30 protein-coding genes are annotated in these 25,313 nt (G+C 28.3%); 20 read left to right on the forward strand and 10 right to left on the reverse strand.

The features are described 5' to 3' along the window. Nucleotides 1-22: 22 nt before the first annotated feature. Nucleotides 23-1,900, forward strand: a complete 1,878-nt coding sequence (gene mnmG / locus Q1A46_RS11130; protein ID WP_299678228.1) for a tRNA uridine-5-carboxymethylaminomethyl(34) synthesis enzyme MnmG — start codon at nucleotides 23-25, stop codon at nucleotides 1,898-1,900. A 139-nt stretch (nucleotides 1,901-2,039) separates the two neighbouring features. Beyond that, complete coding sequence (locus Q1A46_RS11135) at nucleotides 2,040-2,888, forward strand: bifunctional 2-polyprenyl-6-hydroxyphenol methylase/3-demethylubiquinol 3-O-methyltransferase UbiG (protein WP_299678231.1); 849 nt, start codon at nucleotides 2,040-2,042, stop codon at nucleotides 2,886-2,888. Between the two features lie 138 nt (nucleotides 2,889-3,026). On the opposite strand, the gene Q1A46_RS11140 is transcribed toward Q1A46_RS11135, so the two are convergent. After that, entirely contained in the window at nucleotides 3,027-3,425 is a 399-nt protein-coding gene (locus Q1A46_RS11140) for a DoxX family protein (protein ID WP_299678234.1), read from the reverse strand. 117 nt (nucleotides 3,426-3,542) lie between these two features. Between Q1A46_RS11140 and Q1A46_RS11145 the strand changes: the two genes are divergently transcribed. The 4 genes from Q1A46_RS11145 (at nucleotide 3,543) to Q1A46_RS11160 (ending at nucleotide 7,402) form a co-directional block, all read left to right on the forward strand. After that, nucleotides 3,543-4,490, forward strand: coding sequence for an SPFH domain-containing protein (locus Q1A46_RS11145; RefSeq protein ID WP_299678237.1), 948 nt, complete (start codon nucleotides 3,543-3,545; stop codon nucleotides 4,488-4,490). 145 nt (nucleotides 4,491-4,635) lie between these two features. Then, complete coding sequence (locus Q1A46_RS11150) at nucleotides 4,636-5,691, forward strand: serine hydrolase (protein ID WP_299678240.1); 1,056 nt, start codon at nucleotides 4,636-4,638, stop codon at nucleotides 5,689-5,691. Beyond that, nucleotides 5,688-6,725 (forward strand): sensor histidine kinase, encoded by a 1,038-nt coding sequence (locus Q1A46_RS11155; RefSeq protein ID WP_299678243.1) that lies wholly within the window; start codon nucleotides 5,688-5,690, stop codon nucleotides 6,723-6,725. The genes Q1A46_RS11150 and Q1A46_RS11155 overlap by 4 nt, the downstream gene beginning before the upstream one ends. Continuing rightward, entirely contained in the window at nucleotides 6,722-7,402 is a 681-nt protein-coding gene (locus Q1A46_RS11160; protein WP_299678246.1) for a LytTR family DNA-binding domain-containing protein, read from the forward strand. Before Q1A46_RS11155 ends, Q1A46_RS11160 begins: the two co-directional genes overlap by 4 nt. Nucleotides 7,403-7,448: 46 nt before the next feature. Here the strand turns inward: Q1A46_RS11160 and Q1A46_RS11165 are convergent, their stop codons facing one another. The 3 genes from Q1A46_RS11165 to rnr all read right to left on the reverse strand — a co-directional run bounded on the left by Q1A46_RS11165 (nucleotide 7,449) and on the right by rnr (nucleotide 10,614). After that, nucleotides 7,449-7,631 (reverse strand): twin-arginine translocase TatA/TatE family subunit, encoded by a 183-nt coding sequence (locus tag Q1A46_RS11165; protein WP_095068690.1) that lies wholly within the window; start codon nucleotides 7,629-7,631, stop codon nucleotides 7,449-7,451. A 36-nt stretch (nucleotides 7,632-7,667) separates the two neighbouring features. Continuing rightward, nucleotides 7,668-8,279 carry a head GIN domain-containing protein gene (locus tag Q1A46_RS11170; protein ID WP_299678251.1) on the reverse strand — a complete coding sequence of 204 codons (612 nt, stop codon included), beginning with the start codon at nucleotides 8,277-8,279 and terminating at the stop codon, nucleotides 7,668-7,670. A 136-nt stretch (nucleotides 8,280-8,415) separates the two neighbouring features. Further along, a complete protein-coding gene (gene rnr / locus Q1A46_RS11175; RefSeq protein WP_299678254.1) occupies nucleotides 8,416-10,614 on the reverse strand; it encodes a ribonuclease R in 2,199 nt (732 codons plus the stop codon). Between the two features lie 826 nt (nucleotides 10,615-11,440). Between rnr and rpiB the strand changes: the two genes are divergently transcribed. Beyond that, the gene (rpiB, locus tag Q1A46_RS11180) at nucleotides 11,441-11,872 is read left to right on the forward strand and encodes a ribose 5-phosphate isomerase B (RefSeq protein WP_299619083.1); all 432 of its coding nucleotides are present in this window, start codon (nucleotides 11,441-11,443) and stop codon (nucleotides 11,870-11,872) included. Nucleotides 11,873-11,886: 14 nt separating this feature from the next. Then, nucleotides 11,887-12,327 (forward strand): GNAT family N-acetyltransferase, encoded by a 441-nt coding sequence (locus Q1A46_RS11185; RefSeq protein WP_299678257.1) that lies wholly within the window; start codon nucleotides 11,887-11,889, stop codon nucleotides 12,325-12,327. A 40-nt stretch (nucleotides 12,328-12,367) separates the two neighbouring features. On the opposite strand, the gene Q1A46_RS11190 is transcribed toward Q1A46_RS11185, so the two are convergent. Both Q1A46_RS11190 and Q1A46_RS11195 read right to left on the reverse strand, forming a co-directional pair. Then, nucleotides 12,368-12,529 (reverse strand): hypothetical protein, encoded by a 162-nt coding sequence (locus Q1A46_RS11190; protein ID WP_299678260.1) that lies wholly within the window; start codon nucleotides 12,527-12,529, stop codon nucleotides 12,368-12,370. Nucleotides 12,530-12,648: 119 nt separating this feature from the next. Continuing rightward, entirely contained in the window at nucleotides 12,649-13,218 is a 570-nt protein-coding gene (locus tag Q1A46_RS11195) for a pseudouridine synthase (protein ID WP_299678263.1), read from the reverse strand. A gap of 91 nt (nucleotides 13,219-13,309) precedes the next feature. On the opposite strand from Q1A46_RS11195, the gene recA reads away from it, so the two are divergent. Continuing rightward, complete coding sequence (gene recA / locus Q1A46_RS11200; RefSeq protein WP_299678266.1) at nucleotides 13,310-14,317, forward strand: recombinase RecA; 1,008 nt, start codon at nucleotides 13,310-13,312, stop codon at nucleotides 14,315-14,317. Between the two features lie 78 nt (nucleotides 14,318-14,395). Next, nucleotides 14,396-14,935, forward strand: a complete 540-nt coding sequence (locus Q1A46_RS11205; RefSeq protein ID WP_299678269.1) for a GNAT family N-acetyltransferase — start codon at nucleotides 14,396-14,398, stop codon at nucleotides 14,933-14,935. Here the strand turns inward: Q1A46_RS11205 and dut are convergent. After that, nucleotides 14,932-15,363, reverse strand: coding sequence for a dUTP diphosphatase (gene dut, locus Q1A46_RS11210; protein WP_299678272.1), 432 nt, complete (start codon nucleotides 15,361-15,363; stop codon nucleotides 14,932-14,934). The genes Q1A46_RS11205 and dut overlap by 4 nt on opposite strands. A 95-nt stretch (nucleotides 15,364-15,458) precedes the next feature. Here dut and Q1A46_RS11215 point away from each other — a divergent pair, with 95 nt between their 5' ends. From Q1A46_RS11215 to Q1A46_RS11225, 3 genes are all read left to right on the forward strand, one after another. Beyond that, a complete protein-coding gene (locus tag Q1A46_RS11215) occupies nucleotides 15,459-16,454 on the forward strand; it encodes an NAD(P)H-dependent glycerol-3-phosphate dehydrogenase (RefSeq protein WP_299678275.1) in 996 nt (331 codons plus the stop codon). 209 nt (nucleotides 16,455-16,663) lie between these two features. After that, the gene (locus Q1A46_RS11220) at nucleotides 16,664-17,323 is read left to right on the forward strand and encodes a hypothetical protein (RefSeq protein WP_095074958.1); all 660 of its coding nucleotides are present in this window, start codon (nucleotides 16,664-16,666) and stop codon (nucleotides 17,321-17,323) included. A gap of 6 nt (nucleotides 17,324-17,329) precedes the next feature. Next, nucleotides 17,330-18,601: an MFS transporter gene (locus tag Q1A46_RS11225; RefSeq protein ID WP_299678284.1), complete on the forward strand. Its 1,272-nt coding sequence runs from the start codon at nucleotides 17,330-17,332 to the stop codon at nucleotides 18,599-18,601. Here Q1A46_RS11225 and Q1A46_RS11230 read toward each other — a convergent pair. The 3 genes from Q1A46_RS11230 to Q1A46_RS11240 are packed head-to-tail and all read right to left on the reverse strand — an operon-like array spanning nucleotide 18,594 to nucleotide 20,509. After that, nucleotides 18,594-19,034, reverse strand: a complete 441-nt coding sequence (locus tag Q1A46_RS11230; protein WP_299678287.1) for a YHS domain-containing (seleno)protein — start codon at nucleotides 19,032-19,034, stop codon at nucleotides 18,594-18,596. The two genes, Q1A46_RS11225 and Q1A46_RS11230, sit on opposite strands and share 8 nt — an antisense overlap. A gap of 2 nt (nucleotides 19,035-19,036) precedes the next feature. Beyond that, nucleotides 19,037-19,489 (reverse strand): YHS domain-containing (seleno)protein, encoded by a 453-nt coding sequence (locus tag Q1A46_RS11235; protein WP_299678290.1) that lies wholly within the window; start codon nucleotides 19,487-19,489, stop codon nucleotides 19,037-19,039. Between the two features lie 45 nt (nucleotides 19,490-19,534). Next, nucleotides 19,535-20,509 (reverse strand): acyl transferase, encoded by a 975-nt coding sequence (locus tag Q1A46_RS11240; protein ID WP_299678293.1) that lies wholly within the window; start codon nucleotides 20,507-20,509, stop codon nucleotides 19,535-19,537. A 99-nt stretch (nucleotides 20,510-20,608) separates the two neighbouring features. Here Q1A46_RS11240 and Q1A46_RS11245 point away from each other — a divergent pair, with 99 nt between their 5' ends. Genes Q1A46_RS11245 through Q1A46_RS11275 form a run of 7 tightly spaced genes read left to right on the forward strand, consistent with a single transcriptional unit; the run spans nucleotide 20,609 to nucleotide 25,226 of the window. Beyond that, entirely contained in the window at nucleotides 20,609-21,304 is a 696-nt protein-coding gene (locus Q1A46_RS11245; protein WP_299678296.1) for a hypothetical protein, read from the forward strand. A gap of 9 nt (nucleotides 21,305-21,313) precedes the next feature. Continuing rightward, on the forward strand, nucleotides 21,314-21,742 hold the full coding sequence (locus Q1A46_RS11250; RefSeq protein ID WP_299678299.1) for a hypothetical protein: 429 nt from the start codon (nucleotides 21,314-21,316) through the stop codon (nucleotides 21,740-21,742). A gap of 6 nt (nucleotides 21,743-21,748) precedes the next feature. After that, entirely contained in the window at nucleotides 21,749-22,141 is a 393-nt protein-coding gene (locus Q1A46_RS11255) for a hypothetical protein (protein ID WP_299678302.1), read from the forward strand. An 11-nt stretch (nucleotides 22,142-22,152) separates the two neighbouring features. Beyond that, nucleotides 22,153-22,563 (forward strand): hypothetical protein, encoded by a 411-nt coding sequence (locus Q1A46_RS11260; protein WP_299678305.1) that lies wholly within the window; start codon nucleotides 22,153-22,155, stop codon nucleotides 22,561-22,563. Nucleotides 22,564-22,568: 5 nt separating this feature from the next. Further along, entirely contained in the window at nucleotides 22,569-23,291 is a 723-nt protein-coding gene (locus tag Q1A46_RS11265; RefSeq protein WP_299678308.1) for a hypothetical protein, read from the forward strand. Between the two features lie 31 nt (nucleotides 23,292-23,322). Next, nucleotides 23,323-23,856 carry an RNA polymerase sigma factor gene (locus Q1A46_RS11270; RefSeq protein WP_306420519.1) on the forward strand — a complete coding sequence of 178 codons (534 nt, stop codon included), beginning with the start codon at nucleotides 23,323-23,325 and terminating at the stop codon, nucleotides 23,854-23,856. A gap of 2 nt (nucleotides 23,857-23,858) precedes the next feature. Then, the gene (locus Q1A46_RS11275) at nucleotides 23,859-25,226 is read left to right on the forward strand and encodes an outer membrane beta-barrel protein (protein ID WP_299678311.1); all 1,368 of its coding nucleotides are present in this window, start codon (nucleotides 23,859-23,861) and stop codon (nucleotides 25,224-25,226) included. Nucleotides 25,227-25,313 lie beyond the last annotated feature (87 nt).

A 25,313-nucleotide genomic window follows, 5' to 3' on the forward strand; every position in this document is an offset into this window, starting at 1 on the left:
ATATCCAATACAGAATATAAAGATGAGTTTATTCACAACAACATACGATGTTATTGTAGTAGGAGGAGGACATGCTGGTAGTGAAGCAGCAGCAGCAAGTGCAAACATGGGAGCACACACTCTTTTAATTACAATGAATTTACAGAACATTGCTCAAATGAGTTGTAATCCTGCTATGGGTGGAATAGCAAAAGGACAAATAGTTAGAGAGATTGATGCGTTAGGTGGTTACAGTGGAATTGTCACAGATAAAACCGCTATACAATTTAAAATGCTTAATAAATCTAAAGGACCTGCAATGTGGAGTCCGAGAGCTCAATCTGACAGAATGCAGTTTGCAGAATGTTGGAGAAATATGCTTGAACAAACTAAAAATTTAGACTTTTATCAGGATTCTGTAAACGGTTTAATCTTCGATGAAAACAAAATAATTGGAGTAAAAACAAATCTTGGTTTAGAAATAAAAGCCAAAACTGTAATTGTAACAGCAGGTACATTTTTAAATGGTTTAATTCATATTGGAGAAAAAACATTTGGTGGTGGTAGAGCAGGAGAAGGAGCTTCTACTGGAATAACAGAAGACTTAGTTGCTAAAGGTTTTGAATCTGGAAGAATGAAGACAGGAACACCTCCGAGAGTAGATGGACGTTCTTTAGACTATTCTAAAATGACAGAACAACCTGGTGATGATAATCCAGAAAAGTTCTCTTATTTACCAATTACATCTGTTTTAAAAAAACAGAGATCTTGTTATTTAACTTATACAAATCAAACTACTCATGATTTACTTAGAGAAGGGTTTGATAGATCTCCTATGTTTAATGGAAGAATTAAATCAACCGGACCTAGATATTGCCCGTCTGTAGAAGATAAAATAAATCGTTTTGCTGATAAGGAAAGACATCAAGTTTTTGTAGAACCTGAAGGTTGGAATACAGTTGAAATATATGTAAATGGGTTCTCTACATCTTTACCAGAAGACATTCAAGATAAAGCAATACGTTCTATTCCTGGTTTTGAAAAAGTAAAGTTTTTTAGATATGGATACGCAATAGAATACGACTATTTTCCACCAACACAGTTAACGCACTCGTTAGAAACAAAACTTATCGAAAACTTATTTTTCGCAGGGCAAATTAACGGTACTACTGGATATGAAGAAGCAGCAGCACAAGGATTAATGGCAGGTGTGAATGCAGCGTTAAAAACACAAAATAAAGAACCTTTTATTTTAAAAAGAAGTGAAGCTTATATAGGAGTTTTAATTGATGATTTGATCACAAAAGGAACTGAAGAACCATATAGAATGTTTACTTCTCGTGCAGAATACAGAACTCTACTTCGTCAAGATAATGCTGATTTAAGATTAACTAAAAAATCTTTCGAACTTGGTTTAGCTTCAGAAGAAAGATTAGAAAGAGTTACTAACAAAGAAAAGAAAACAGAAGAAACTATAGAATTCTTAAAAAAGCTAAGTGTAACAAAAGAAGATATAAATCCTATACTTGAGAAGAAAAATCTAGCAGCTATAAATCAATCTATGAAATTATATAAAATAGCAGCCAGACCTCAGCTTAATTTTAATGACTTTTTATCTATAGAAAAATTAAATAATTTCATAAAAGAAAATTCAATAGATAAAGAAATCATTGAACAAGTTGAAATTCATTTAAAGTATTCTGGTTATATCGAAAAAGAAAAGAGCAACGCTGATAAATTAAACAGATTAGAAAACGTTCCAATCCCTTCAAGTTTTGATTACACTAAAGTAAAATCATTATCATACGAAGCAAGAGAAAAACTTCTAAAAATAAAACCAACTAGTATTTCACAAGCGAGTCGAATAAGTGGAGTTTCTCCAAGTGACGTCTCCGTATTATTAGTTTATATGGGTAGATAATTTAAAACGTTCCATGTGGAACGTTTTTTTTTATTCTTTAAAATTTAAATCAAAAAAGCGAATGTTCCTTGTGGAACATTTTTTAAATTTACCTTTTAAAAACGAAAAGTTTCACGTGGAACTTAAAATAAAAAATAACTTGAACTATAATAAAAACACTTCCCTTTATAAAGATTGTAAAGATCATTCAATAAGTAAAGAAGATTTTAAATTATTAAGAAACGAAGAATACGATTTATTAATTACAAGTCCAATACCTGATAATTTAAGTTCTTATTACGAGAGTGAAGAATACATTTCACATACAGACAGTAGTGAAGGAATAATTAATAAGATTTATCAAAGCGTAAGAAAGTATACGATATCAAAAAAAATAAAACTTATAAATAATTATAGTAATAAAAATAAGTCAATATTAGACATAGGATGTGGTACTGGAGATTTCATAAAAGAATGTAAAAACAAAAATTGGGAAGTTGTAGGTATTGAACCAAATTCTAAAGCAAGAGATATAGGACGAACTAAAAACTTAGTTATATTAAATTCAATTGATGAATTACGTGAACAGAAATTTGATGTAATAACAATGTGGCATGTTTTAGAACATGTAACGAATTTAGATGAGACTATTAACAAAATTAAAAACATGTTAACAGAGAATGGAACTTTAATTATTGCTGTACCTAATTATAAAAGTTATGATGCTACTTATTATAAATCTTTTTGGGCTGCTTATGATGTTCCAAGACATATTTGGCATTTTTCAAAAAATAGCATCTCAAGAATCTTTGATAAAATCAAAATGGAAGTTGTAAATATAAAACCAATGTTATTTGATTCATTCTATGTTTCTATGTTATCTGAAAAATATAAAAGAGGAAGAAATAACTTTTTAAATGCTTTTTTTGTTGGATTGTGGTCTAATATAAAGGGAATATCAACAAAAGAATATTCATCTCATATCTACATCATAAAAAACAAGAAATAATTATTTGTAGATAGTTTTAAGAAGGTTTTATATATAATCTATAAAATCATATTAGTAAAAAATAAAAACGCTTTAAATCTCATTATTTAAAGCGTTTACTATAATTAAAAATTATATTTATTTTTTTTATTATAAATTTTACTTACTTAATAAATACACTCCGAAAATTGCAATTATAAAATAAACTGCTAACGTCATAGCACCTGCATAATCTTTTGCTAATCTTTGTCCTACTAAAAGAAAAATTAAACTTAGTGCAGAAAGTACTGCTCCAATTAAAGCAATTTCTTTTGCACCTGTTGTTGATAAGTGAAAAATACCAACGAACATTAAAGCACCAGCTAAAAGTTCCATAATTAAAATAACTGCTAATAAAATAGGCACAGAATTTTTTAAAGGAGAATTTTTAAAGTGTTCTTTGATAAAAGATGAATTTCCTTTCCAATCTGTAACCTTATCTATACCCGATTGTAAAAAAGTAACAATAAGAAATAATAGCAATAAAATTTCTGTTATGTGTTTTTGAATAAGTTCCATAAATTAAGTTTGTTTAGGATAAAATTACTACATATTGTAACAATTAAAAAAAATTGCGTCATATAAGTAACTTAAATAGCTATATTTATAAATAAATCAACTTAAAAAAATTTAACTATGTTATTCGTTTTTAACCCATTATTACCAATAATAATATTTATATCTATAATATTATTGATATCAGCATTCTTTATAGTAAAACAACAAACAGCTGCTGTAATCGAACGATTTGGTAAGTTTCACAGTATTCGTCAGTCTGGTTTACATTTAAAAATACCTTTAGTAGATCGTATTGCAGGTAAATTAAGTCTTAAAATTCAACAATTAGATGTAATTGTAGAAACAAAAACTTTAGATGATGTATTCGTACGTTTAAAGGTTTCTGTTCAATATAAAGTAATAAAAGATAAGGTATATGATGCTTTCTATAAGTTAGACTATCCACACGATCAAATTACAAGTTATGTATTTGATGTTGTTCGTGCCGAAGTTCCTAAAATGAAGTTAGATGATGTATTTGTTAAAAAGGATGATATTGCAATTGCAGTAAAATCTGAATTAAATGATGCAATGATGGAGTATGGATATGACATTATTAAAACGTTAGTAACAGATATCGATCCTGATGCTCAAGTAAAAGCTGCAATGAATAGAATTAATGCTTCTGAAAGAGAAAAAATTGCTGCTCAATATGAAGGAGATGCGCAACGTATTTTAATTGTTGAAAAAGCAAAAGCAGAGGCAGAAAGTAAACGTTTACAAGGTCAAGGTATTGCAGACCAAAGAAGAGAGATTGCACGTGGTTTAGAAGAGTCTGTAGAAGTTTTAAATAAAGTTGGTATTAATAGTCAAGAAGCTTCTGCATTAATCGTTGTAACGCAACATTATGATACATTACAATCGATAGGAGAAGAAACTAATAGTAACTTAATCTTATTACCAAACTCACCGCAAGCAGGTAGTGACATGTTAAATAACATGGTAGCGTCTTTTACAGCAAGTAACCAAATTGGTGAAGCGATGAAAAGAGCTAAAAACAAGAAAAAAGATGATTCTGAAGATTAATAATACATCTATAAATACTAAATAAATTAAAAGCCAGTAGTAAAACTACTGGCTTTTTTACGTTTATCAACAAAAAACTAACGATCATCAAACAAATTATAAAGTCTTTTAATTCATCTGTTTATTTGTATCAAACTTAAAAATGATGAAAAAAATTATTACCATAATTGCTATAATTAGTTTATATACTACTGTAGCTCAAAAGAAAAATTATACCGATGATATTAATACTTTTATAAAAGAATTCCCAACTAATACAGAACTGTCAGTCTTACTTGTAGATGGAGATAATTCAGAGTTCTTAGGTGTTAGAAAACAAAATGGTACTATAAATAGTATTGATAATAAAGAAAGTATTTTTGAAATAGGATCTATTACAAAAGTATTTACCAATATTTTGTTATCTAATTCAATACAGCATGGTAAGACTACTTTGAATGAAACTTTACAAAGTAACTTTGATTTTACTATTCATAAAGGCGATAGTATTACTTTACAACATTTATCAAATCATAGCTCTGGGTTTCCTGTTTTACCTTCTAATATGTATAAACAAATGGAAAAGAATCCAACAAATCCATATAAAGAGTACACAAATGATGACTTAGAAAAGTATTTGAATGGGAAAATTGACTATGGATTTAAAGCTGGTGATAAGAGTGTGTATTCTAATCTAGGAATGGGATTATTAGGATATATATTAACAAAAAAAACAAAGAAAACTTATCATCAATTGCTAAATGAAACTATTCTTAATCCTTTACAAATGAATAGTACTTCAACTAATGTAAAAGATAAAAGTAAATTGGTAAAAGGTCTAAATCCTGATGGTAGTTTTGCAAGTAATTGGGATTTTACAGATGCTTTGGTTGGAGCAGGAGGCATAAAATCTACAACTAAAGATATGGAAAAATTCATCCGTAAAAACTTCGAAAATGATCCAATGTATACATTACCTTTAAAAGAAACATTTGCTGTAAATAAAGTAGCTAAAATTGGTTTAGGTTGGCAAATTATAGACAGTAAAAATAAAAAGTTTTACTGGCATAATGGAGGAACTGGTGGATATAGATCTTGTTTAGTATTTCATAAAGAAACTAAAAAAGCAGTTTTGATATTATCGAATATTTCAGCTTTTCATGGTAAATCTTCGAGTTTAGATAATTTATGCTTTTCTTTATTTAAGAAACTAATGAAATGATAAAAAAGAGAATCTTTATAATCCTTTTACATTTAACTTTCTGGTTATTAAGTTATCTATATATAACTTCTGGTAATTTAAGTTGGAATGGATTTGGAAAAGAAGAAGGATTATTAAAAAAAGCATACCTGTATGGTATGTTTTTTAATGCTTTATTATTTTACATTCAAGTGTTTTGGTTGGTTCCTAAGTATTATGTGAAAAACAAAAAAGCAATGTTTTGGGGATTTTCTATAGTACTTTTCTTTTTAATAACTTATGTGGAAACTTATTTAGATGTTGCTTTAGCAGTAAAGTATCGTGTGTATAGTTTTGAACCAATTGCAGCTGGAATAATATGGTTTTATCATAATTCAATATTTCATTTCATATATTTTATAGTTGGGTTTTATTACCGTTTTCAACAAGAATACATCAAATCTGAGAGAGTAAAACAAGAATTACTAATAGAGAATCATAATGCTGAATTAAAATACCTAAAAGCTCAATTAAATCCACATTTTTTATTCAATGGAATTAATAGTATTTATCATTTAATTGGAAAGAATAACGCTAATGCTAAAAACACGTTACTTAAGTTTTCTAATTTATTACGTTATCAACTTTATGAGAGTAATACAAATAAAATAGAGCTATATAAAGAGATAAATTACATAGAAGAATACATTAGTATAGAAAGAATAAGAAAAGGAGAGGATATCGTTTTAAATTTAAATATAGATATTGAAAAAGAACATAATTTGATTATGCCTTTATTATTAATTCCTTTTATAGAAAATGCTTTTAAACATATTAGTAATCATAATGAAGCAAAAAATAATATTATATCAATCTCAATTGTAGAAAGAAATAACCTTTTAAAACTAATTGTTAATAACTCTAAAGATTTTTTTCATCATCAGGCAAAGAGTGGGGGAATAGGTTTAAAAAATGTAAGAAAGAGATTAAATTTACTTTATAAAGATAAATATGATTTAAATATTAAATCTACTGAAGATACACATGAAGTTGAACTTATAATACATTTAAATTGAGAAAAATAAATTGTTTAATTGTTGATGATGAACCATTAGCCAGAGAAGGAATTAAAGAGTATTGTGATCAGATTCCTTTAGTAAAAGTTATTGCTTTGTGTAAAAATGCAATTATAGCTAATGAATATTTACAATCACATGAAATTGACTTAATTTTCTTAGATATTAATATGCCATTATTAACAGGGTTAGAATGGTTAAAAACACTTAAAAACTCACCACTTATAGTAATTACCAGTGCATATTCTGAACATGCATTAGAAAGCTATGATTTTGAAGTCATAGATTATTTAGTAAAACCTATTCCTTTCAACAGATTTTTACAGGCTGTTAATAAAGCTGAACGTTTGTTAGTTAAAGAAGATGATAACAATACAATTTTTATTAAAACATCTAATGCAATAAAAAGAGTTGCAACTAGTGATATTCTATTCGTAGAATCTATGCAGAATTATGTAAAAGTAATTACAGAAAAAGAAACAATTATTACACATATTACTTTAAAACAAATGTATGAGCAATTGCCTAAAAACGAGTTCATACAAACACATAAATCCTATATTGTATCAAAAAATAAAATCGATGAGATTAATGGTAATTTAATTGTAATACGTGATTGTAAAGTACCTATAAGTGTTCGACTAAAAAAAGAAGTACTACAAACTTTAATGCAATAAAAAAGCTCACAAAATTGTGAGCTTTACATATATAATTTCTTAAAAATTATTTTTCTTCGATTCTATCGTCCTCTTCTTTAGTAGCATCTTTAAATTCCTTAATACCAGAACCTAATCCTCTCATTAATTCAGGAATTTTCTTTCCTCCAAATAATAATAGTACTACAACTACTATTAATGCTATAGACGCTCCACCAGGAATTGCTAAAAATGTTGTTAATGTATTCATCATCCAAAATTTTGTATTGCAAAGATATAAAAAACTTTAGTTACTTCTTTCAATAGTTCCACCAATTACTTTCTTTTCTTCAATAAGTTCTGGCTTACCTTTATAAAGTATTGTTCCACCAAAGCTTACTTTAGCATTTAAAGTTTCTCCTGAATGAACTTCAGCTTTTGCACCGGAACCAGCAGTTACTGTACAAACATTGGTAACTTTTAAATTGTAACCGTGATAAGTTGCACCTAAATCTAATTTAACTGTCTGATTTTTAGCTTCACCAGAGAGTTTAATAACTCCACCGGAAGAGCTTTTCACAGCTAAATGTTTTGTGTTAACAACTAAATTCATAAACGCGCCTTCTTGAGCTTTAATTTCAACATGATTTTGATTTATCTCTTTACATGTTAATGTAACTCCTTCATTTGCATCTATAATGCTAATATCTTTATTAAAATATAATTTAGCTTTTACTTTTCCATCCGCTGTAGTTTCAGGAAAGCGCAATGATATTTTTAATTTCTTGCCTTGTTGTTTAATTCTTACTTTTTCTGCTTTCTCTCCAGTAATATAAATTTCTTGTTTATCAGATTTAATTAATTCTATATCGATACCATTGTATACTTTAAGAACCTCAAAATCTTTCAGTTGCTTCATAATTGTGGTTTGAGCAAAAGTAAAAATAGAAAGAAAACAAAGCTTAAAAAATAATATTTGTTTCATTTTTAGGTGATTATATAACTACAAATTAAACTATAAATTTGTGTGATTAGTATATTGAAAAAGTTAAAGTTTAGTGTGATATTAAGTCAAAATCTAAATGTTTTCTTTCAAGATCTGTATGTTTAACTTTAACAACAACTTCATCTCCTAATTGAATTACAGCTTGAGTTGCCTGACCTACAACTGCATACTGTTTTTCATCAAAAATGTAATAATCATCTTTTATATCTCTAATACGAACCATTCCTTCGCATTTATTAGCTATAATTTCAACATAAATTCCCCATTCTGTAACACCAGAAACAACACCTTCGAATTCTACATCTTTATGATCTTGCATATACTTAACTTGCATATACTTAATTGATTCACGTTCTGCTTTTGCTGCGAGTTCTTCCATTTTTGAAGAATGTTTACAACGTTCTTCATAACCTTCTACTTTTGGTGAAGTACCTCCATCTAGATAATGTTGTAATAATCTGTGTGTCATTACATCTGGATATCTTCGAATTGGTGAAGTAAAGTGACTATAATATTCAAAAGCTAAACCGTAATGTCCAATATTTTGTGTAGTGTAAACCGCTTTACTCATCGAACGTATTGCTAAAGTTTCCACCATATTAGCTTCTCCTTTTCCTTGAACTTCTTTTAAAAGTTGGTTTAAAGATTGAGAAGTTGTTTCTCTTGTTTGTGTATCAATTTTATATCCGAACTTAGAAACAATATTTTGTAAAGAAGCTAACTTTTCAACATCTGGCTCGTCGTGAACACGATATATAAATGTATTATTGCTTGGTTTACCACCTTTAGCTTTACCAATAAATTCTGCTACTTTTCTGTTGGCTAATAACATAAATTCTTCAATTAATTTATTAGCATCTTTTCCTTCTTTAAAGAATACACCAACCGGATTAGCATTTTCATCTAAGTGAAATTTTACTTCTACTTTATCAAAGGATATTGCTCCAGATTTCATTCTCTTACTACGCATTTTCTTAGCTAATTCATCTAATTTTAAAATAGCATTTGAAATATTCTCATCTACAGTATATGCTGAACCTGATAATGAAACTTCAACAGGAACCACATTTGTTTTACTTTCTATAATGGCTTGAGCTTCTTCATAGGCAAAACGTTTATCAGAATAGGTAACTGTTCTTCCAAACCACTGATTTACAATCTGCGATTTTTCATTCATCTCAAATACAGCTGAAAAAGTCAATTTTTCTTCATTCGGACGTAAAGAACAAACTCCATTAGATAACATTTCTGGTAACATAGGTACCACACGATCAACTAAATATACAGATGTTGCTCTGTCGTAAGCTTCGTCATCTAAAATTGTTTTCGGTTGTACGTAATGAGAAACATCAGCAATATGAATTCCAATTTCATAATTACCGTTTTCTAAAACTGTAAACGATAAGGCATCATCAAAATCTTTTGCATCTTTCGGATCTATTGTAAACGTAAGATCGTTTCTCATATCTCTACGTTTGGCAACTTCCTCATTTGTAATAGCTATAGGTAACTTTTCTGCGTCTTCTTCTACCTCTTTTGGAAATTCATAAGGTAATCCATATTCTAATAAAATCGAATGAATTTCAGTATCATGATCTCCTGGCTTTCCTAAGATTTGGGTAATTTTTCCAAATGGATTTTTAGAGTTTTCTGGCCAATCTGTAATTTTGGCAACTACTTTGTCTCCATTATCGGCCCCATTTAATTTTCCTTTCGATACAAATATATCTGCATACATTTTAGAATTATCTGGTAAAACAAAACCGAAATTTTTACTCATTTGTAATGTTCCAACAAATTCTTGTCGAGCTCTTTCAATGATTTCAACAACATCTGCTTCTAGTTTAGATGTTTTTCTTTTGTTATACACGTAAACTCTAACAATATCGTCTTGTAAAGCTTTATTAATGTTTACTGAAGGAACAAAAATATCGTCTTCAAAATCGTCACAAATAAAATATCCATTACCATTACTTGTAAGATCCATTGTACCAATATGATACTTACGATCTGCATTAATTTTATACTTTCCTTTTTCTGCTTCTACAATTTTATTTGTAGCAGCGAGTTCGTGAAGTTTCTTTATAATTTGATTTCTTCCGTCTGTATCACTTATAGTAATTTTGCTAGCAATTTGCTTATAATTAAAAGCCTTGTTACTATCTTCATTTAAGATTTTAAAAATTTTTCTCGTTAAATCCTTTATCACCTTACCTTTCTTCTTGTAAATTTTCTTCTTTTTAGGCATATAATTAATTAAATTTTTTACTGAACCAAAGTACAAAGAATTATCCACGGATAATATTTCTTAAAAAAATCTTAAGAAAAATGTAACATCTCTTAAATTTTCTCGTCTTTATATAAACTAACTACTACAAAGTGAAAAACTTACGTAAAATAATAATCTTCTTTCTTGTAATATTTATTACAGGAATCATTATTGCTGCAGTGAGTATAAACACAACACTAAGTAAAAAGGACCCAACAACAGTTGTTTCTTCAAAAAAAGACATTCCTTACTTAATCAAAATTTCATAGCTCAGTTTTCCTTATTAACAACTTATATTATTATTAATTGTTTTATTTAAAATTTTAAAAAAAAGACAACTGATTATAATAGTCTGTTAATTTGTGGAATTGTTTTCTGAATTTAAATTTGGTTTTATCACTTATTAAATGAAATTAACAATTTATGAGTATAAAAGTAGGTTGAAAATCAACTATAAAACATAGTTATTAACAATCTGTTCGATTAGAAATACACTTATTTTTATGAATAGTTAATTTCCTGTTCACTGTAAATAAATTGTAAATTTTATGTTGATAAATTCAAATTAAAAAACTAAAAAAAAAGTTGCATAATTCATGTAGACCGCTGTATTGTAAAAAAAACTCAGAAACCCAAAAATTCTTTTGATAAACTTCTTAGTAGTTCTTAACAATTTAGAAATATTGGTAAATCGTTTATTTTAAGTTGTTTATTACCCTTTTTAAAAAAAGCATTGTTAATTACTGTTGATAACCGTTAATAACACTATTTTTGTGACCAACAACACAATTAAAATCAAGAAATTATGACTATTGCTATTGGTAATGATCACGCAGGAACAGAATATAAGTTTGAAATCATCAAATTATTAGAAGAATTAGGTCATACTGTAGTTAATTTTGGAACAGATGATAATGGTAGTATGGATTATCCAGACACAATTCATCCAACAGCTAATGCAGTTGAAAATAATGAAGCCGATTTAGGTATTATTTTATGCGGAAGTGGTAACGGAGCACAAATGACTGCAAACAAACATCAAGGAATTAGAGCTGCCTTATGTTGGAATAACGAATTGGTTGCTTTATCAAGACAACATAATAATGCTAACATATTAACAATTCCGGCTCGTTTTGTTTCATTACAACAAGCATTAGGCTTTGTAAAAATTTTCTTAGCTACAGAATTTGAAGGTGGTCGTCACCAAAATAGAGTATCTAAAATCGCTTGTAGTTAATAACTAGTTAACAAATGGAATTTTTAGTAAAATCTTTTAATGAGCTCTCTTTAAGGGAGCTTTATAGTTTATTACAATTACGTTCAGAAGTATTTGTTGTTGAACAAGATTGTGTATATCAAGATATCGATGGTAAAGATGAAAAAGCTTTACATGTTTTAGGTGTTAAGAATAATGAAATTATAGCGTATACGCGTTTATTTAAACCATTAGATTATTTTGAAGAAGCTAGTATAGGTAGAGTTATTGTAAAACAACCGGAACGTAAATATGGTTACGGTCACGATTTAATGAAGTTTTCTATTGATACCGTTATTAATAAGTTTTCTACAAAAACTATAAAAATAGGTGCGCAAACCTATTTACAGAAGTTTTACGAATCTCACGGTTTTCAACAAGTTGGTGAAGGTTATATTGAAGATGGAATTCCTCATATTCATATGATAAAAAACTAAATAACTTAAAAAGGCTGTGTAATTTACACAGCCTTTATTTTTAAAATATAATTTCCTTACAACTACATAGGTAATTGTCAAAGTAAAAACCACCAGGACAATCTAGTTCAACTTTACATCTTACATTAGAAATAGCACCTTTAGTATTTTTTAATTCTGTTTGGTTTAATACTTTACCTAGATTTAAGATTGATTTTTTCATGTGAATTAAATTTTAAAATTACGTAAAGTGAAAATCTATTTTTCTGTTAATAAAGTCAATAATAAATTCAGAAGTGTAATACCTTTTTTCAAAATTGACTTTGTAAGCCAAAGAATATTTTAAATTAATTTTGAAACTTCAATTACACCTCCAGAAGGTAAATCGTTTAACCATATATTTCCTATTCGAACACGAACCAAACGTAGTGTTGGAAAACCAACAGCAGAAGTCATTTTACGAACCTGACGGTATTTTCCTTCTTGTAATATAATTGAAATCCAAGATGTTGGTCCGTGTCTATCGTCTCTAATTTTCATAGAACGTTCCGGAAAATTAGGAGTATCAATAACGCTAACCTTGCAAGGTTTTGTCAGGTACTTTTCACCTTTAATTCCAATTTTAACACCAGTTTTTAACAATTCAATTTCTTTGTTAGTAATCGCACCGTCAACTTGCACATAGTATTCTTTTTCTACTTTACCACGTGTCGTAATAAAATCACTTACTTTTCCATCTGTTGTTAACAATAATAAACCTTCAGATTTTACATCTAAACGTCCAATAGCCATTGTTCCTTCAGGAAAATCATATAATTCTCCTAACATTTTTTTCTGTCTCTTAGTTTGATTGTTGATAAACTGAGAAAGAAATCCGAAAGGTTTATGAATAATAAAATGACGATGTTCCATAATAAATAGTTAATCTGAAAAAGGAATCAAAATTACACTACTTTTTTCATAACTTAGCATATCTTATTTTATAATAATTTTTACCAATTTTATGGCAACAGATAAAGAAAAAGAAGCGAAATTAAAAGCGCTTCAACTCACTCTAGATAAATTAGATAAGTCTTACGGAAAAGGAACTGTAATGAAATTAGGAGATAAAGTAATCGACGATGTAGATGCGATTTCTTCTGGTTCTTTAGGTTTAGATTTAGCGTTAGGTGTAGGTGGATATCCTAGAGGAAGAATTATTGAAATATACGGACCAGAATCTTCTGGTAAAACAACCTTAACTATACATGCCATTGCTGAAGCTCAAAAAGCTGGTGGAATTGCAGCATTTATTGATGCAGAACATGCTTTCGATCGTTTTTATGCTGAAAGTTTAGGTGTAGATGTTGATAACTTAATTATATCACAACCAGATCATGGTGAACAAGCATTAGAAATTGCGGATAACTTAATTCGTTCTGGAGCTATTGATATTGTTGTTGTCGATTCTGTAGCAGCTTTAACACCAAAATCTGAGATTGAAGGTGAAATGGGTGATTCTAAAATGGGATTACATGCACGTTTAATGTCTCAAGCATTACGTAAGTTAACAGCTACTATTAGTAAAACTAACTGTACAGTTATCTTTATTAACCAATTACGTGAAAAGATCGGTGTAATGTTCGGAAATCCAGAAACTACAACGGGTGGTAATGCATTAAAATTCTATGCTTCTGTTCGTTTAGATATCCGTAGAAGAACGCAAATTAAAGATGGAGACCGTGTTATTGGTAACAGTACTAAAGTAAAAATTGTTAAAAACAAAGTAGCACCACCTTTCCAAACTGCAGAATTTGATATTATGTATGGATTAGGTATTTCTAAAGTTGGTGAAATTTTAGATATCGGTGTAGAGCTTGGTATTGTTAAAAAGAGTGGATCTTGGTTTAGTTACGGAGACACAAAATTAGGTCAGGGTAGAGATGCTGTAAAAGGTATTATTAAAGATAATCCTGAATTAATGGAAGAGCTTGAAAACAAAATTAAAGAAGCTATCGACAACCAAGAATAAACATTAGAAAGAATCTTGTTTAATATAGAAACAGTTGTAGTTTAACTACAGCTGTTTTTTTATTTTTAAAAGAAAAAAGTGATTACAGTAAGCAAGCAAATAAGTTTAGTTCCTATAACTTCAAATGACACTTCAGTTTTGTTTGATCTAATGAACGAAATATATCCTCAAGCATATGATTATTTCTGGGAAGACGCTGGTAATTGGTATATAAATAACCAGTATTCTAAAGAAAATATAGAAAAAGAGTTAGCTGAAACAAATTCAGATTATTATTTTGTAGTTGTTGATGGAGAAAAAGTTGGTAATTTTAAAGTAAACTGGAATAGTGAATTAGAAAATTTTATTGAGAAAAGAGCAGTAAAACTACATCGAATTTACTTACATACTAAAACACAAGGTAAAGGTGTTGGAAAGCAATTATTACTGTGGTTGGAAAATGAAGCAAAGAAAAAACAATATGAAATGATTTGGTTAGATGCTATGGATGAAAAACCACAAGCTTTTGAGTTTTATAAAAAACTAGGTTACCAATACCATTCACATTGCTTTTTACCTTTTGATTTATTATATGATAAATACAAGAAAATGAGTCAGGTTTACAAAATTTTAAACTAAACTCCAGTACTACCAAAACCACCAGCTCCTCTTTCTGTTTCATTTAAAACAGAAACTTCTTGCCAGTTTACACGTTCATGTTTAGCTATTACTAATTGTGCAATTCGCTCACCATCGTTTACGGTAAATTCATCATTAGAAAGATTTACTAAAATCACTCCAATTTCACCTCTATAATCTGCATCTACAGTACCAGGAGAATTTAAAACAGTAATCCCTTTTTTAGCAGCTAAACCACTTCTTGGTCTTACTTGTGCTTCAAAACCTTGAGGTAAAGCAATAAATAATCCTGTTTTAATAATAGCTCTTTCTAAAGGCTTTAAAACAACAGGTTCATTTAAATTAGCTCTTAAGTCCATTCCTGCAGAACCTTCAGTTTCATAAGTAGGAATTTGATGCTTCGATTTGTTAATTATTTCAACGTTCATTTCACATTTTTTAGCGTTTCAAAGATAAATAATACTAACAATTACGCACTAGATTATAGTTTTATTAATTTAGCATCATAAAACAAACGACATAAATGAGCGAATTTGAAAAAATAGCCGTTATTGGTGGAGGAAGTTGGGCTACTGCAATTGTTAAAATGTTATCAGAAAATAAAACCAAAATAGGTTGGTATATGAGAAGCATTTATGCAATAGAACATATTAAAAGAAATAAGCATAATCCGAATTATTTAAGTTCTGCAGAATTACATCCAGAACAATTAGATTTAACAAACGATATCAATACTTTAGTAGAAAATTATGATGTTTTAATTTTCGCTATTCCTTCAGCTTTTTTAAATTCAGAGTTAGAAAAATTAGCCATACCATTAAATAATAAAATTATCTTTTCAGCGATAAAAGGTATTGTTCCAGAAACAGGGTTAATTGTTGGTGAACATTTTCATAAAAACTATAATGTATCTTATGAAAATATAGGAGTTATTGCCGGACCTTGTCATGCAGAAGAAGTTGCTATGGAACGTTTATCGTATTTAACAATTGCTTCTCAAGATGAAAAGAAAGCAAAGGAGCTTAGTAAATGTATTAAAGGAAGATATATAAAAACAAAAGTGTCTGACGATATTTTTGGAACAGAATATTCTGCCATGTTAAAGAATATTTATGCAATTGCTGCAGGTATAGCACATGGATTAGGATATGGTGATAATTTTCAGTCGGTGTTAATGAGTAATGCTATTCGTGAAATGAAACGATACATTAAAAAAGTTCACCGAATGAAACGAAATATTAATAACTCTGCCTATTTGGGAGATTTGCTAGTAACAGGTTACTCTGTATTCAGTAGAAATAGAATGTTTGGAAACATGATTGGTAAAGGATATACAGTAAAATCTGCGATGTTAGAAATGAATATGGTTGCGGAGGGATATTATGCTACAAAAAGTGCCTACAAGATTAATGAAGAGAATGGTGCAAAAACGCCTATTATAGATGCTATTTACAGTATTTTATATGGAAAAAAAGAGGCGAAAGAAGTGTTTGAGAAACTAACAAATATGTTAGATTAATTTTTCAAATTAAAAGTATAAAAACCCTTCAAATAATACCTACAAAATGAAATCAAACATCATCTAACGCCTAAAATTTTTACGCCACAAAAGTAAACGAAAAAAAAATTTTAGCAACACAAATAGGTTATTAAATATTTTGGAAAAAGTTAAATAAAAATTAACAAATTTTAATATTTTTACAACAACTAGTATATTTTTAAACAACGATGAAAACAATTCAAGAAGCTGTTGAAATTACTATAAGAAAAACCCCATTTATTGAAGAAGCCCTAAACGAAAAGTTAATCAATGTTTCCTCATTAGCCAGGTTAATTTTACCTGAAGTAGCTCAGCAACTTAAAAAAGAAGTAAAAGTTGGAGCTGTAATGATGGCAATTAATAGATTATCGCCAGCTAACGAATTACGTATTCGAAAGAATATTAAGAAGTTAGCTTTAGATTTGGGAGATGTAATTGTGCGTTCGGATTTATGTGATTTTACCTTTAAAAATTCTCCTACTTTATTTAAAAAGATAGCTATCATTTTAGGAGAATCTGCAGAGAATAACGATTTATTTTTAACTATATCTCAAGGTATTTTTGAAACAAATATTGTAGCCAGTAAAAGCTTACAGCCTTTAATTCAAGAAACTTTTTTGAAAGAGATTCTAATCAATAATGTAGACAATTTAGCTTCTATTACTATAAAATTACCAAAAGAAAACTTAGAACAATCTGGAATTTATTATTTCATTTTAAAACAATTTGCTTGGGCAAACATTGCTGTTCAAGAAGTAATTTCAACAACACATGAAATGACAATTGTTGTAAAAGAGAATGATGTAAATGAAACATTTTCAATCCTAATGGATTTGAAATTAAGCTAATACTTTATGCAAAAACAAGATCCGTTTGCGTCTTTACGTATTAAGGAGTTTAATATTTTTTTATTAGTAAGATTTGCATTAGTTTTTGGTTGGTCTATGCAATTTCTCATTTTAGAATATGAGATTTATGAAATAACAAATTCAAAACTAGCTATAGGAATTATAGGTTTAATGGAAGTAATTCCAGCTGTTTCTATGGCTTTATTTGCAGGTCATGTTGTAGATCAAAAAGAAAAAAGAAATTTGTTAGTTGTGTGTATAGCTCTCTTTTCATTAATAAGTTTAGGTTTATATTTTCTTACATCTGATTATTATACTGAAGGTTGGAGTTATAACTCGATTTTATATTCAATTTATGCATTAGTATTTTTTGGAGGTTTATTACGATCTTTTTTTGGACCTACAATTTTTTCTCTGGTAGCTTTAATTGTTCCTAAGAAATTATATACAAATGCCGCCACATGGAATAGTTCTACTTGGCAATTAGCAAAAATATTAGGTGTATCATTTGGTGGTTTTTCTATAGGTTTATTTGGAGTAGATTCTTCTTTATTAATAGTATTTTCATTAGTAGCTTTATCTTTAGTTTTATTATTATTTATAAAGAAAAAACCAATTTTAAATAAAAAGATTGGAGAGCCTATTTTTGAAAGTTTAAAAGAAGGAATTCAATTTGTTAAAAATTCCAAAGTAATTTTAGGTGCTTTAACTTTAGATATGATCTCTGTTCTTTTTGGAGGAGCAGTGGCTTTACTTCCTGTTTTTGCTAAAGATATTTTAAAAGTAGGACCAGAAGGTTTTGGTTTTTTAAGCGCTGCACCTGCTGTAGGAGCTTTTTTAACGATGTTAATTACTGCTTATATTCCTGTTAGTAAAAATGCAGGAAAGAAGTTATTAGTAGCCATTTTTGGTTTTGGTATTTGTATACTAGTTTTTGGTTTATCAACAAGTTTTTGGATATCACTAATAGCTTTATTTTTTAGTGGTGTTACAGATGGAATTTCTATGGTTATTAGGCAAACTATTTTACAGTTAAAAACACCAGATCATATGAGAGGTAGAGTTGCTTCTGTAAACTCAATTTTTGTTGGATCTTCAAATGAATTAGGAGCTTTTGAAAGTGGATTAACAGCCAAATTAATGGGAACGGTTACTGCAGTAGTTTTTGGAGGTACAATGACTTTGTTAACAGTAATAACTACCGCAATAAAAAATCCAACCTTAAGAAGGCTGGATTTAACTAAAGATATGCAAGAACAAGAAGAAAAAACTAATTAGTAATTTTCGACCAGTTCTTATCTGCTTGTTCTTTTAATTTTTTTGGATCTTCTTTTAACCATAATTTTAAGGTATTAGTACCCCAAGAATTATAGAAAAGATATAATTTTCCGTCTCTTATTTCAAAAGTCTTAGGATTTATATCAACTTTTTCGCCATTAACACCAATTGCATAAGCACAATATCCACCATATTGAGGTACATATTTATCGGGGTTTTCTTTAAAAGTTTTTAAGTTTTCTTCTGAAGAAAAACGATACGTAGCACCATTATGATTTGTACTTAATTTCTTTTTTCCTTTAACGGCAGTATTACTAAAATAAGCCACAACATCGTAACCTTTAGCTACAATTCCTTTTTTTGTATTAAGGTGTTCTGTTTGGCTAAAAACAGTTGTTGTTATAAATAGTAAAGCGAATAAAAAACGAATCATAATTATTTATCTGAATTTTTCATTTCTTCCCAGTTTTTATCTCCTTTAGCTTGTAAAGCTTTTGTATCTCCTTCTTGCCAATCAGTTAATTTATTAGCAAAAAATGAATTATAGAAAAGGTATAATTTACCATCTCTTATTTCATAAACTTCTGGATCTACACCCATTTTAATCTTCTTTTCAGCCACAGCATAAGCACAATATCCACCATATTGAGGAATATATTTATCTGGATTACTCGTAAATTCATTTAAACTTTCTTTGTTAGAAAAATAATACGTTTTTCCATTAATATCTGTGGTAAATGTTTCATTTCCTTTTACAGGTCCGTCTGTTGAATAGTAAGAAACTACATCGTAACCACCAACAGCTACTTTATCATCTGTTTTTGGTCCGCATTGATAAAATGTAATAGATGCAAAAATTGTAAATAGAAGAAAGATTGTTTTTTTCATTGGTAAACTATTTTAAATCAGATTATAAATATATTTATTTGTCTCTTAAAATACCATTAAATTACAACCACGGATATCAGAATTATCAAAACGACCGATAATTTCAAAAGAATTATCGTCGTAAATCTTTCCTAAATCTTGTGTTGCAATAAAAGAGCAAGAATTATAATTGGCTAAATCAATAACATTTATTCCGCCAGTTTTTTTTGTTTTTGCGATTGTTAATGGATCTTCTGTATCTCTGGTAAGAATTTTCATCCAAGGAGGGCAATTAAAAATTCCATCTCCTGTAGAATATCCTTGACTTAAAAGTTCTGTCATACCATATTCAGAATGAATTTTATCAACACCAAATCCACATTTTAAAATATGGTGAAGTTCTGTTCTAATCAACTCTTTTCTTCTACCTTTCATACCACCAGTTTCCATAATAATGGTATTTTTTAAATTAAATTGATGCATTTCAACTAAATCTAAAAGAGCAAAAGAAACACCAATTAAAAGCACTTTTTTATGTCCATTATCTAAAGAAGTTAGTTTATCAGCAAGTTCATTTAAGTTGTTTAAATAAAATCCACTATCAGCGTTTTTAGATCTTTTTATAAGGTCGTTCACCATATATATTAAAGATGAACCTTTTCTTTCTAAATAGTTTGGTAAAAGCGCTAAAACAACATAATCTTCTATGTTTCCATAAAAATGTTTAAAACCTTCTAAATAACTCTTTTCATATAAAGAGATGTCAGAAACGTAGTGTTTACTAGTAACACTTCCTGTGGTTCCAGAACTACTAAAAGTTTCTTGAATAGAAGCTGTTCCACTTACTACTTCATGTGATTTAAAAAATTGGATAGGTAAGAAAGGAATTTCATGTATTTCTTTTATATCACTAGGGTGAATGTATAATAAATCACAAAAAGATCGATATACACGATTATTTTCGAATTGATGTGCAAAAGTTTGTAATGCCTTTGCTTTAAATTCATCAGTAGAATTAATATTTGTGAAACAATTTTCCATAATACAGACAAAAATACAAGTTACTCACGCAACCTTTGCAAAAAAAGCCCATCTATTAGGTAAATAAAAGAGTTAAAAATTAAAGTTAATAGTTAAATTATGAGAAGGGTCTTTTACAGTTTATTCATTAGTCTTTCATTTATATCTTGTTTGAAAGATGAAAATGTCACAAATTTTAGTCCAACAAATCCTCTAGAAAGTTTGGAATGGTTAAAAGAGAAAAAGGAAAATTTTGAAAGATTAATGAATTCTGTAAAAGTTGAAATATTACAATTTAAATACGAAGGTCATGATGTGTTCTTAATTAACGATTGTGTCGATTGTACAGATGCACTAATAAAAGTGTACAATTGCGATGGAGAAGTAATTTGTGAGTTTGGCGGAATTGCAGGATTAAATACTTGTCCCGATTTTCAAGATAATGCACAACTAGTCGGAGTATTATGGCGTAATTATGATCAACTCATCATAAATAAAGAAAGATACGATGCTACTAATACAGATAACTATTCGATAACATCTGTATCTATTCAAAATAATATTTTAACGCTCGAAGTAACCTCTTCTGGTTGTAGTGGAGATAGCTGGATTATGAACTTAATTGATTCTGGTGGAATTTCTGAATCTTTTCCTTTACAGAGAAGTTTAAAGTTAGAATTAACTAATAATGAAGCTTGTTTAGCAATTGTAACTAAAGAAGTAAAGTTTAATATTTCACGATTACAAATATCTCAAATCGATCAGATTGTATTGAATTTAGAACAATGGAATTCACCAATAAATTATAATTATTAAAAGGTTGTTATGAAGAATTATAAATTACTAAAAGTTATTTTTTTACTGGGTGTATTTTATTTAATGTCTTGTGGTTCAGAAGAAAATGAGTGCGATGATTTAGTATTTAGGACTTCACCAGTAGAAACTCTTTTACTTTTCAATTTTAATACTCAGGTTAATATAAACGATATAGAAATACTTTGTGATGTAAATGGTTTAGAAGATCAAGATTGTAAAAATTTATTACAGTTTTCAGATAATACATATTCATTTCCTATAACAACAAATCTTAATGCTATAACTGTTAAAACTCCAACTAAAGATTATAAAATAGAATTTAACTACAAGTTTATTCAACATCAATGTTATACACAAGTTGTTGTTGAACGAATTGTAGTAAATGGAGAAGTACTTTGTGAAGAATGTAATCTTCAAAACACATATACTTTAAATTAAAAAGAGATGAAGAAAAGAGTATACTTAAAATTAATATTTCTACTGCCATTAATATTAATTGGTTGTAATGAAAAAGAGATAGAAAATGATTTGAATTTAGTTTGTTCGGTTGAAAAACCAACAGAAGATTTAAGTTGGTTAAAATCTGAAATAGAAACAATTAATAATTCTACAGAGTTCTCTAAATATAATTATATCGTTCAGATAATGCATAATGATGAAACGAAGTTTGTTTTAGCTAATTGCAATCCTGCGATCAACTCAGTATTTGAAGTAAAAAATTGTTCAGGAATAACAACCAATATTGTTGGCAGTGGAGCAGAAGATGTACCACTTGAAACTTTTGAACAAGGAACAATTATTTGGAAATCAAATCAAATCGAATGTCAATTTCAATAAAAAAGATAAAAATGTATAAAAGATTAGTAATTATCTGTCTTGCAACTGTTTTAAGTTTTTTTAGTTGTAGTAAAAGTGAAAATGATGTATTACAAGATTCATTAGTTGGAACTTGGAGTTTAGTAACCATTGAAGGAGGTTTAGCTCAACCTGTAACATATAGCAAAGGAGAAATAGTATGGTTTGTTAATTTTGATAATAACACAATTACTATAAAAAATTCAGTAGAACATAACGTAGGAATCCAGCAAAATTTTAGTCTGAATCATACAGGAGTTTATGATTTTTCTATAACAACAGAAAATGATAATGAAATTTTAGTTGTAGGTGAAAGAAAAGGAACCATAAAAAAAGAACAAGGAAAATTCATCATAGATTACGGAGTAGCTTTCGATGATGTTCGATATACATTAATTAGATAAAAAATATGAAAAATTTAAAATTTATAACAATACTGTTTTTAGTATTTATTTCTTGTAGTGAGAATGAAGAAGTTGAAATAATAGAAAGTAATTTATTACTAGGAAATTGGTCTGAAGTAGTTTATGAAAATGAAAAACTAATTTTTAAAAGAGTAAAAGAATTACCACAAGAAGCTTACGGATTTTCGTTTAAAGAAGAATTTCCAGAGTTTTTAGAAAGAACTTCAGGTTTTTGTGGAACACCTCCACTTAGTTTTTTTGATATAGATGGTAATTGGCAAATTGAAGATGGAGATATATTAAAGATTTATGATTTAAGTATAACTAATCAATACAGACCAAATAATGGACTTTTACATAACTTTAAAATAGTTTCTTTAACTAAAGATGTTTTAATTTTAAAAAGAGAATTAACGGAACAAGAAAAAGATCACCAAGAATTAATGGATCTTTACAATGAGTTTTATGAAATGGCAAATAATAAAAGTTGTACAGATGAAAATAATTGGTCTTTTGTAGGATATGGATCTAAAGCATGTGGAGGTTTTCAAGGGTATATAGCTTATTCAACATTAATAGATGTAACAGCTTTTCTACAAAAGGTAGAAAAGTATACGCAATTAGAAGATGCATATAATAGAAAATGGGAGATTTATTCAACTTGTGATTTGATAGCTCAACCTCAAAAAGTAATTTGCTTAAACGGACAACCAACGTTAAAATATTAGATCAACAATTTAAATCAAACGGAGTATCAAAATAGAACAACTCATACAAGAGTGTAAGCAAAATAACTTACAAGCCCAGTCTCAGATTTATCAAATCTTTGCTGCGAAACTCTTTGCGTTGAGTTTAAAGTATTGTAGAAATTATCAAGATGCAGAAGATGTACTTCAAGATAGTTTTTTAAAAGCTTTCGATAAAATACATCAATACAAAAATAAAGGATCTTTTGAAGGATGGTTACGAAGAGTTGTAATTACTACTGCGCTTCAAAAATATAAAGACAAAACGCAATTATACATTGTAAAAGAAGAAATAGACGTTAAAGAAGAGGAGGTAAGCTTAGATGAAAGTAATATTGATATTGATGTGTTACTAAGCTTAATTCAAGAACTTCCAGATCGTTATCGTTTGGTTTTTAATCTTTATGTTCTAGATAATTTTTCACATAAAGAAATAGCAGATTTATTAAGTATTTCTGAAGGAACTTCTAAATCAAATTTATCTAGAGCAAAGAAAATTTTGAAGAGTAAGTTAGAAGCATATCAGTTAAAATTAGAAAAGGCATAATGATGGAAGATAAAAATATAGACAGATTATTTCAAGAAAAGTTAAAGGATTTAGAGGTAATGCCTAATCCTGAATTATGGCAGAATATTGAAGATAAACTTTCAAAGAAGAAAAAGAAGCGAATTATACCTTTTTGGTGGTTTTCTTCTGGAATAGCTGCAGTTTTATTAATCTCTTTATTAATTACAAATCCTTTTAAAAATGATGCTACTATTAATTTTCCTACACCAGTAAATGAAGATTTTCCTGTTGTTGAAACACAGCAAATAAAAGTTGATACAACAACTTCAAAATTTAAGGAAACAATACCAAAAGAAGAGGTTACAACAGAGTTAGTAGAAAATAAATTGAATCAAAAGAAAACTGATAAAACAACAAAAAACACAATTGAAATAGCTAAAACAGAAACGAATAAAAGTTTCAAAGAGAAATTAAAAACTAAAACAAATTCATCTAAAAAAGAGACAAATAAAATCTTAAAAAAGAAGGAAGTACATAGTTTTAAAAAGGATGTTTTAATAGCAGATAATCAAGTAGAAAAAACAAAAAATAAAGAAGATAAAATCACTAAGAAAACAAAAGAAACAAAACAAGCATTAGTGGCTTTAGTCGATGAAAATCCAATTGAAGAAGAGAAAATCAAAACTTCCAAAAAATGGAGTGTCACACCAATTGTTGGAGTTATAGGTTCAAGTGCATTTTCTGGCGGATCACCAATAGATGAAAGTTTAAATTCAAATTCTATTTCAACAGACGGAACTTTGGCTTATGGAGTAAAAGTAGGTTATCAATTAAATGAAAAATGGTCGATTAGAACTGGTGTTCAATTTCAAAAGAATGTGATAAATACAGAAAATGTTGGTTTATTTACTAGTGTAACATCAAATAACAATTTAGAAGCGATTAATTTTTCAATTAACGATGCATTTACTTTTGTAAGTTTAGAACCTTCTGGTGATAGTAGTTTTGCTTTAGATCCTACTAATTCTGGTGGTAATTTAGCAGATAGAGGAAGCATTGCACAAACGTATAGTTATTTTGAAATACCTGTAGAAGTTCAATACCAATTTTATGAAAACAAAACATTTAAAACACAGTTGGTAACAGGATTTAGCACCTTATTTTTAAATGAGAACTCTGTAGCGTTAAACTCAAGTATTTTAAATCAACCTATAGGAGAAGCAAATAACTTAAACACATTAAATTTCAGCGGAAATTTAGGAATTAATATTGATGTTCAATTATCCAAAAAATTGAATTTAAACTTTAATCCAATGTTAAAAGCGCAGTTAAATACATTTTCAGAAAACTCTAATGGATTTAGTCCTTTTATTTTCGGAATATATTCTGGAGTAACATTTGATTTTTAAATATTCGTTTCACATGGAACATATAGAAAAAGAAGGTTAACAAGAAAAAGAGCAATTATCAATATTAGCAGTAACTAATACGATAAT

This window comes from uncultured Tenacibaculum sp. (genome assembly GCF_947502995.1).
GTDB lineage: Bacteria > Bacteroidota > Bacteroidia > Flavobacteriales > Flavobacteriaceae > Polaribacter.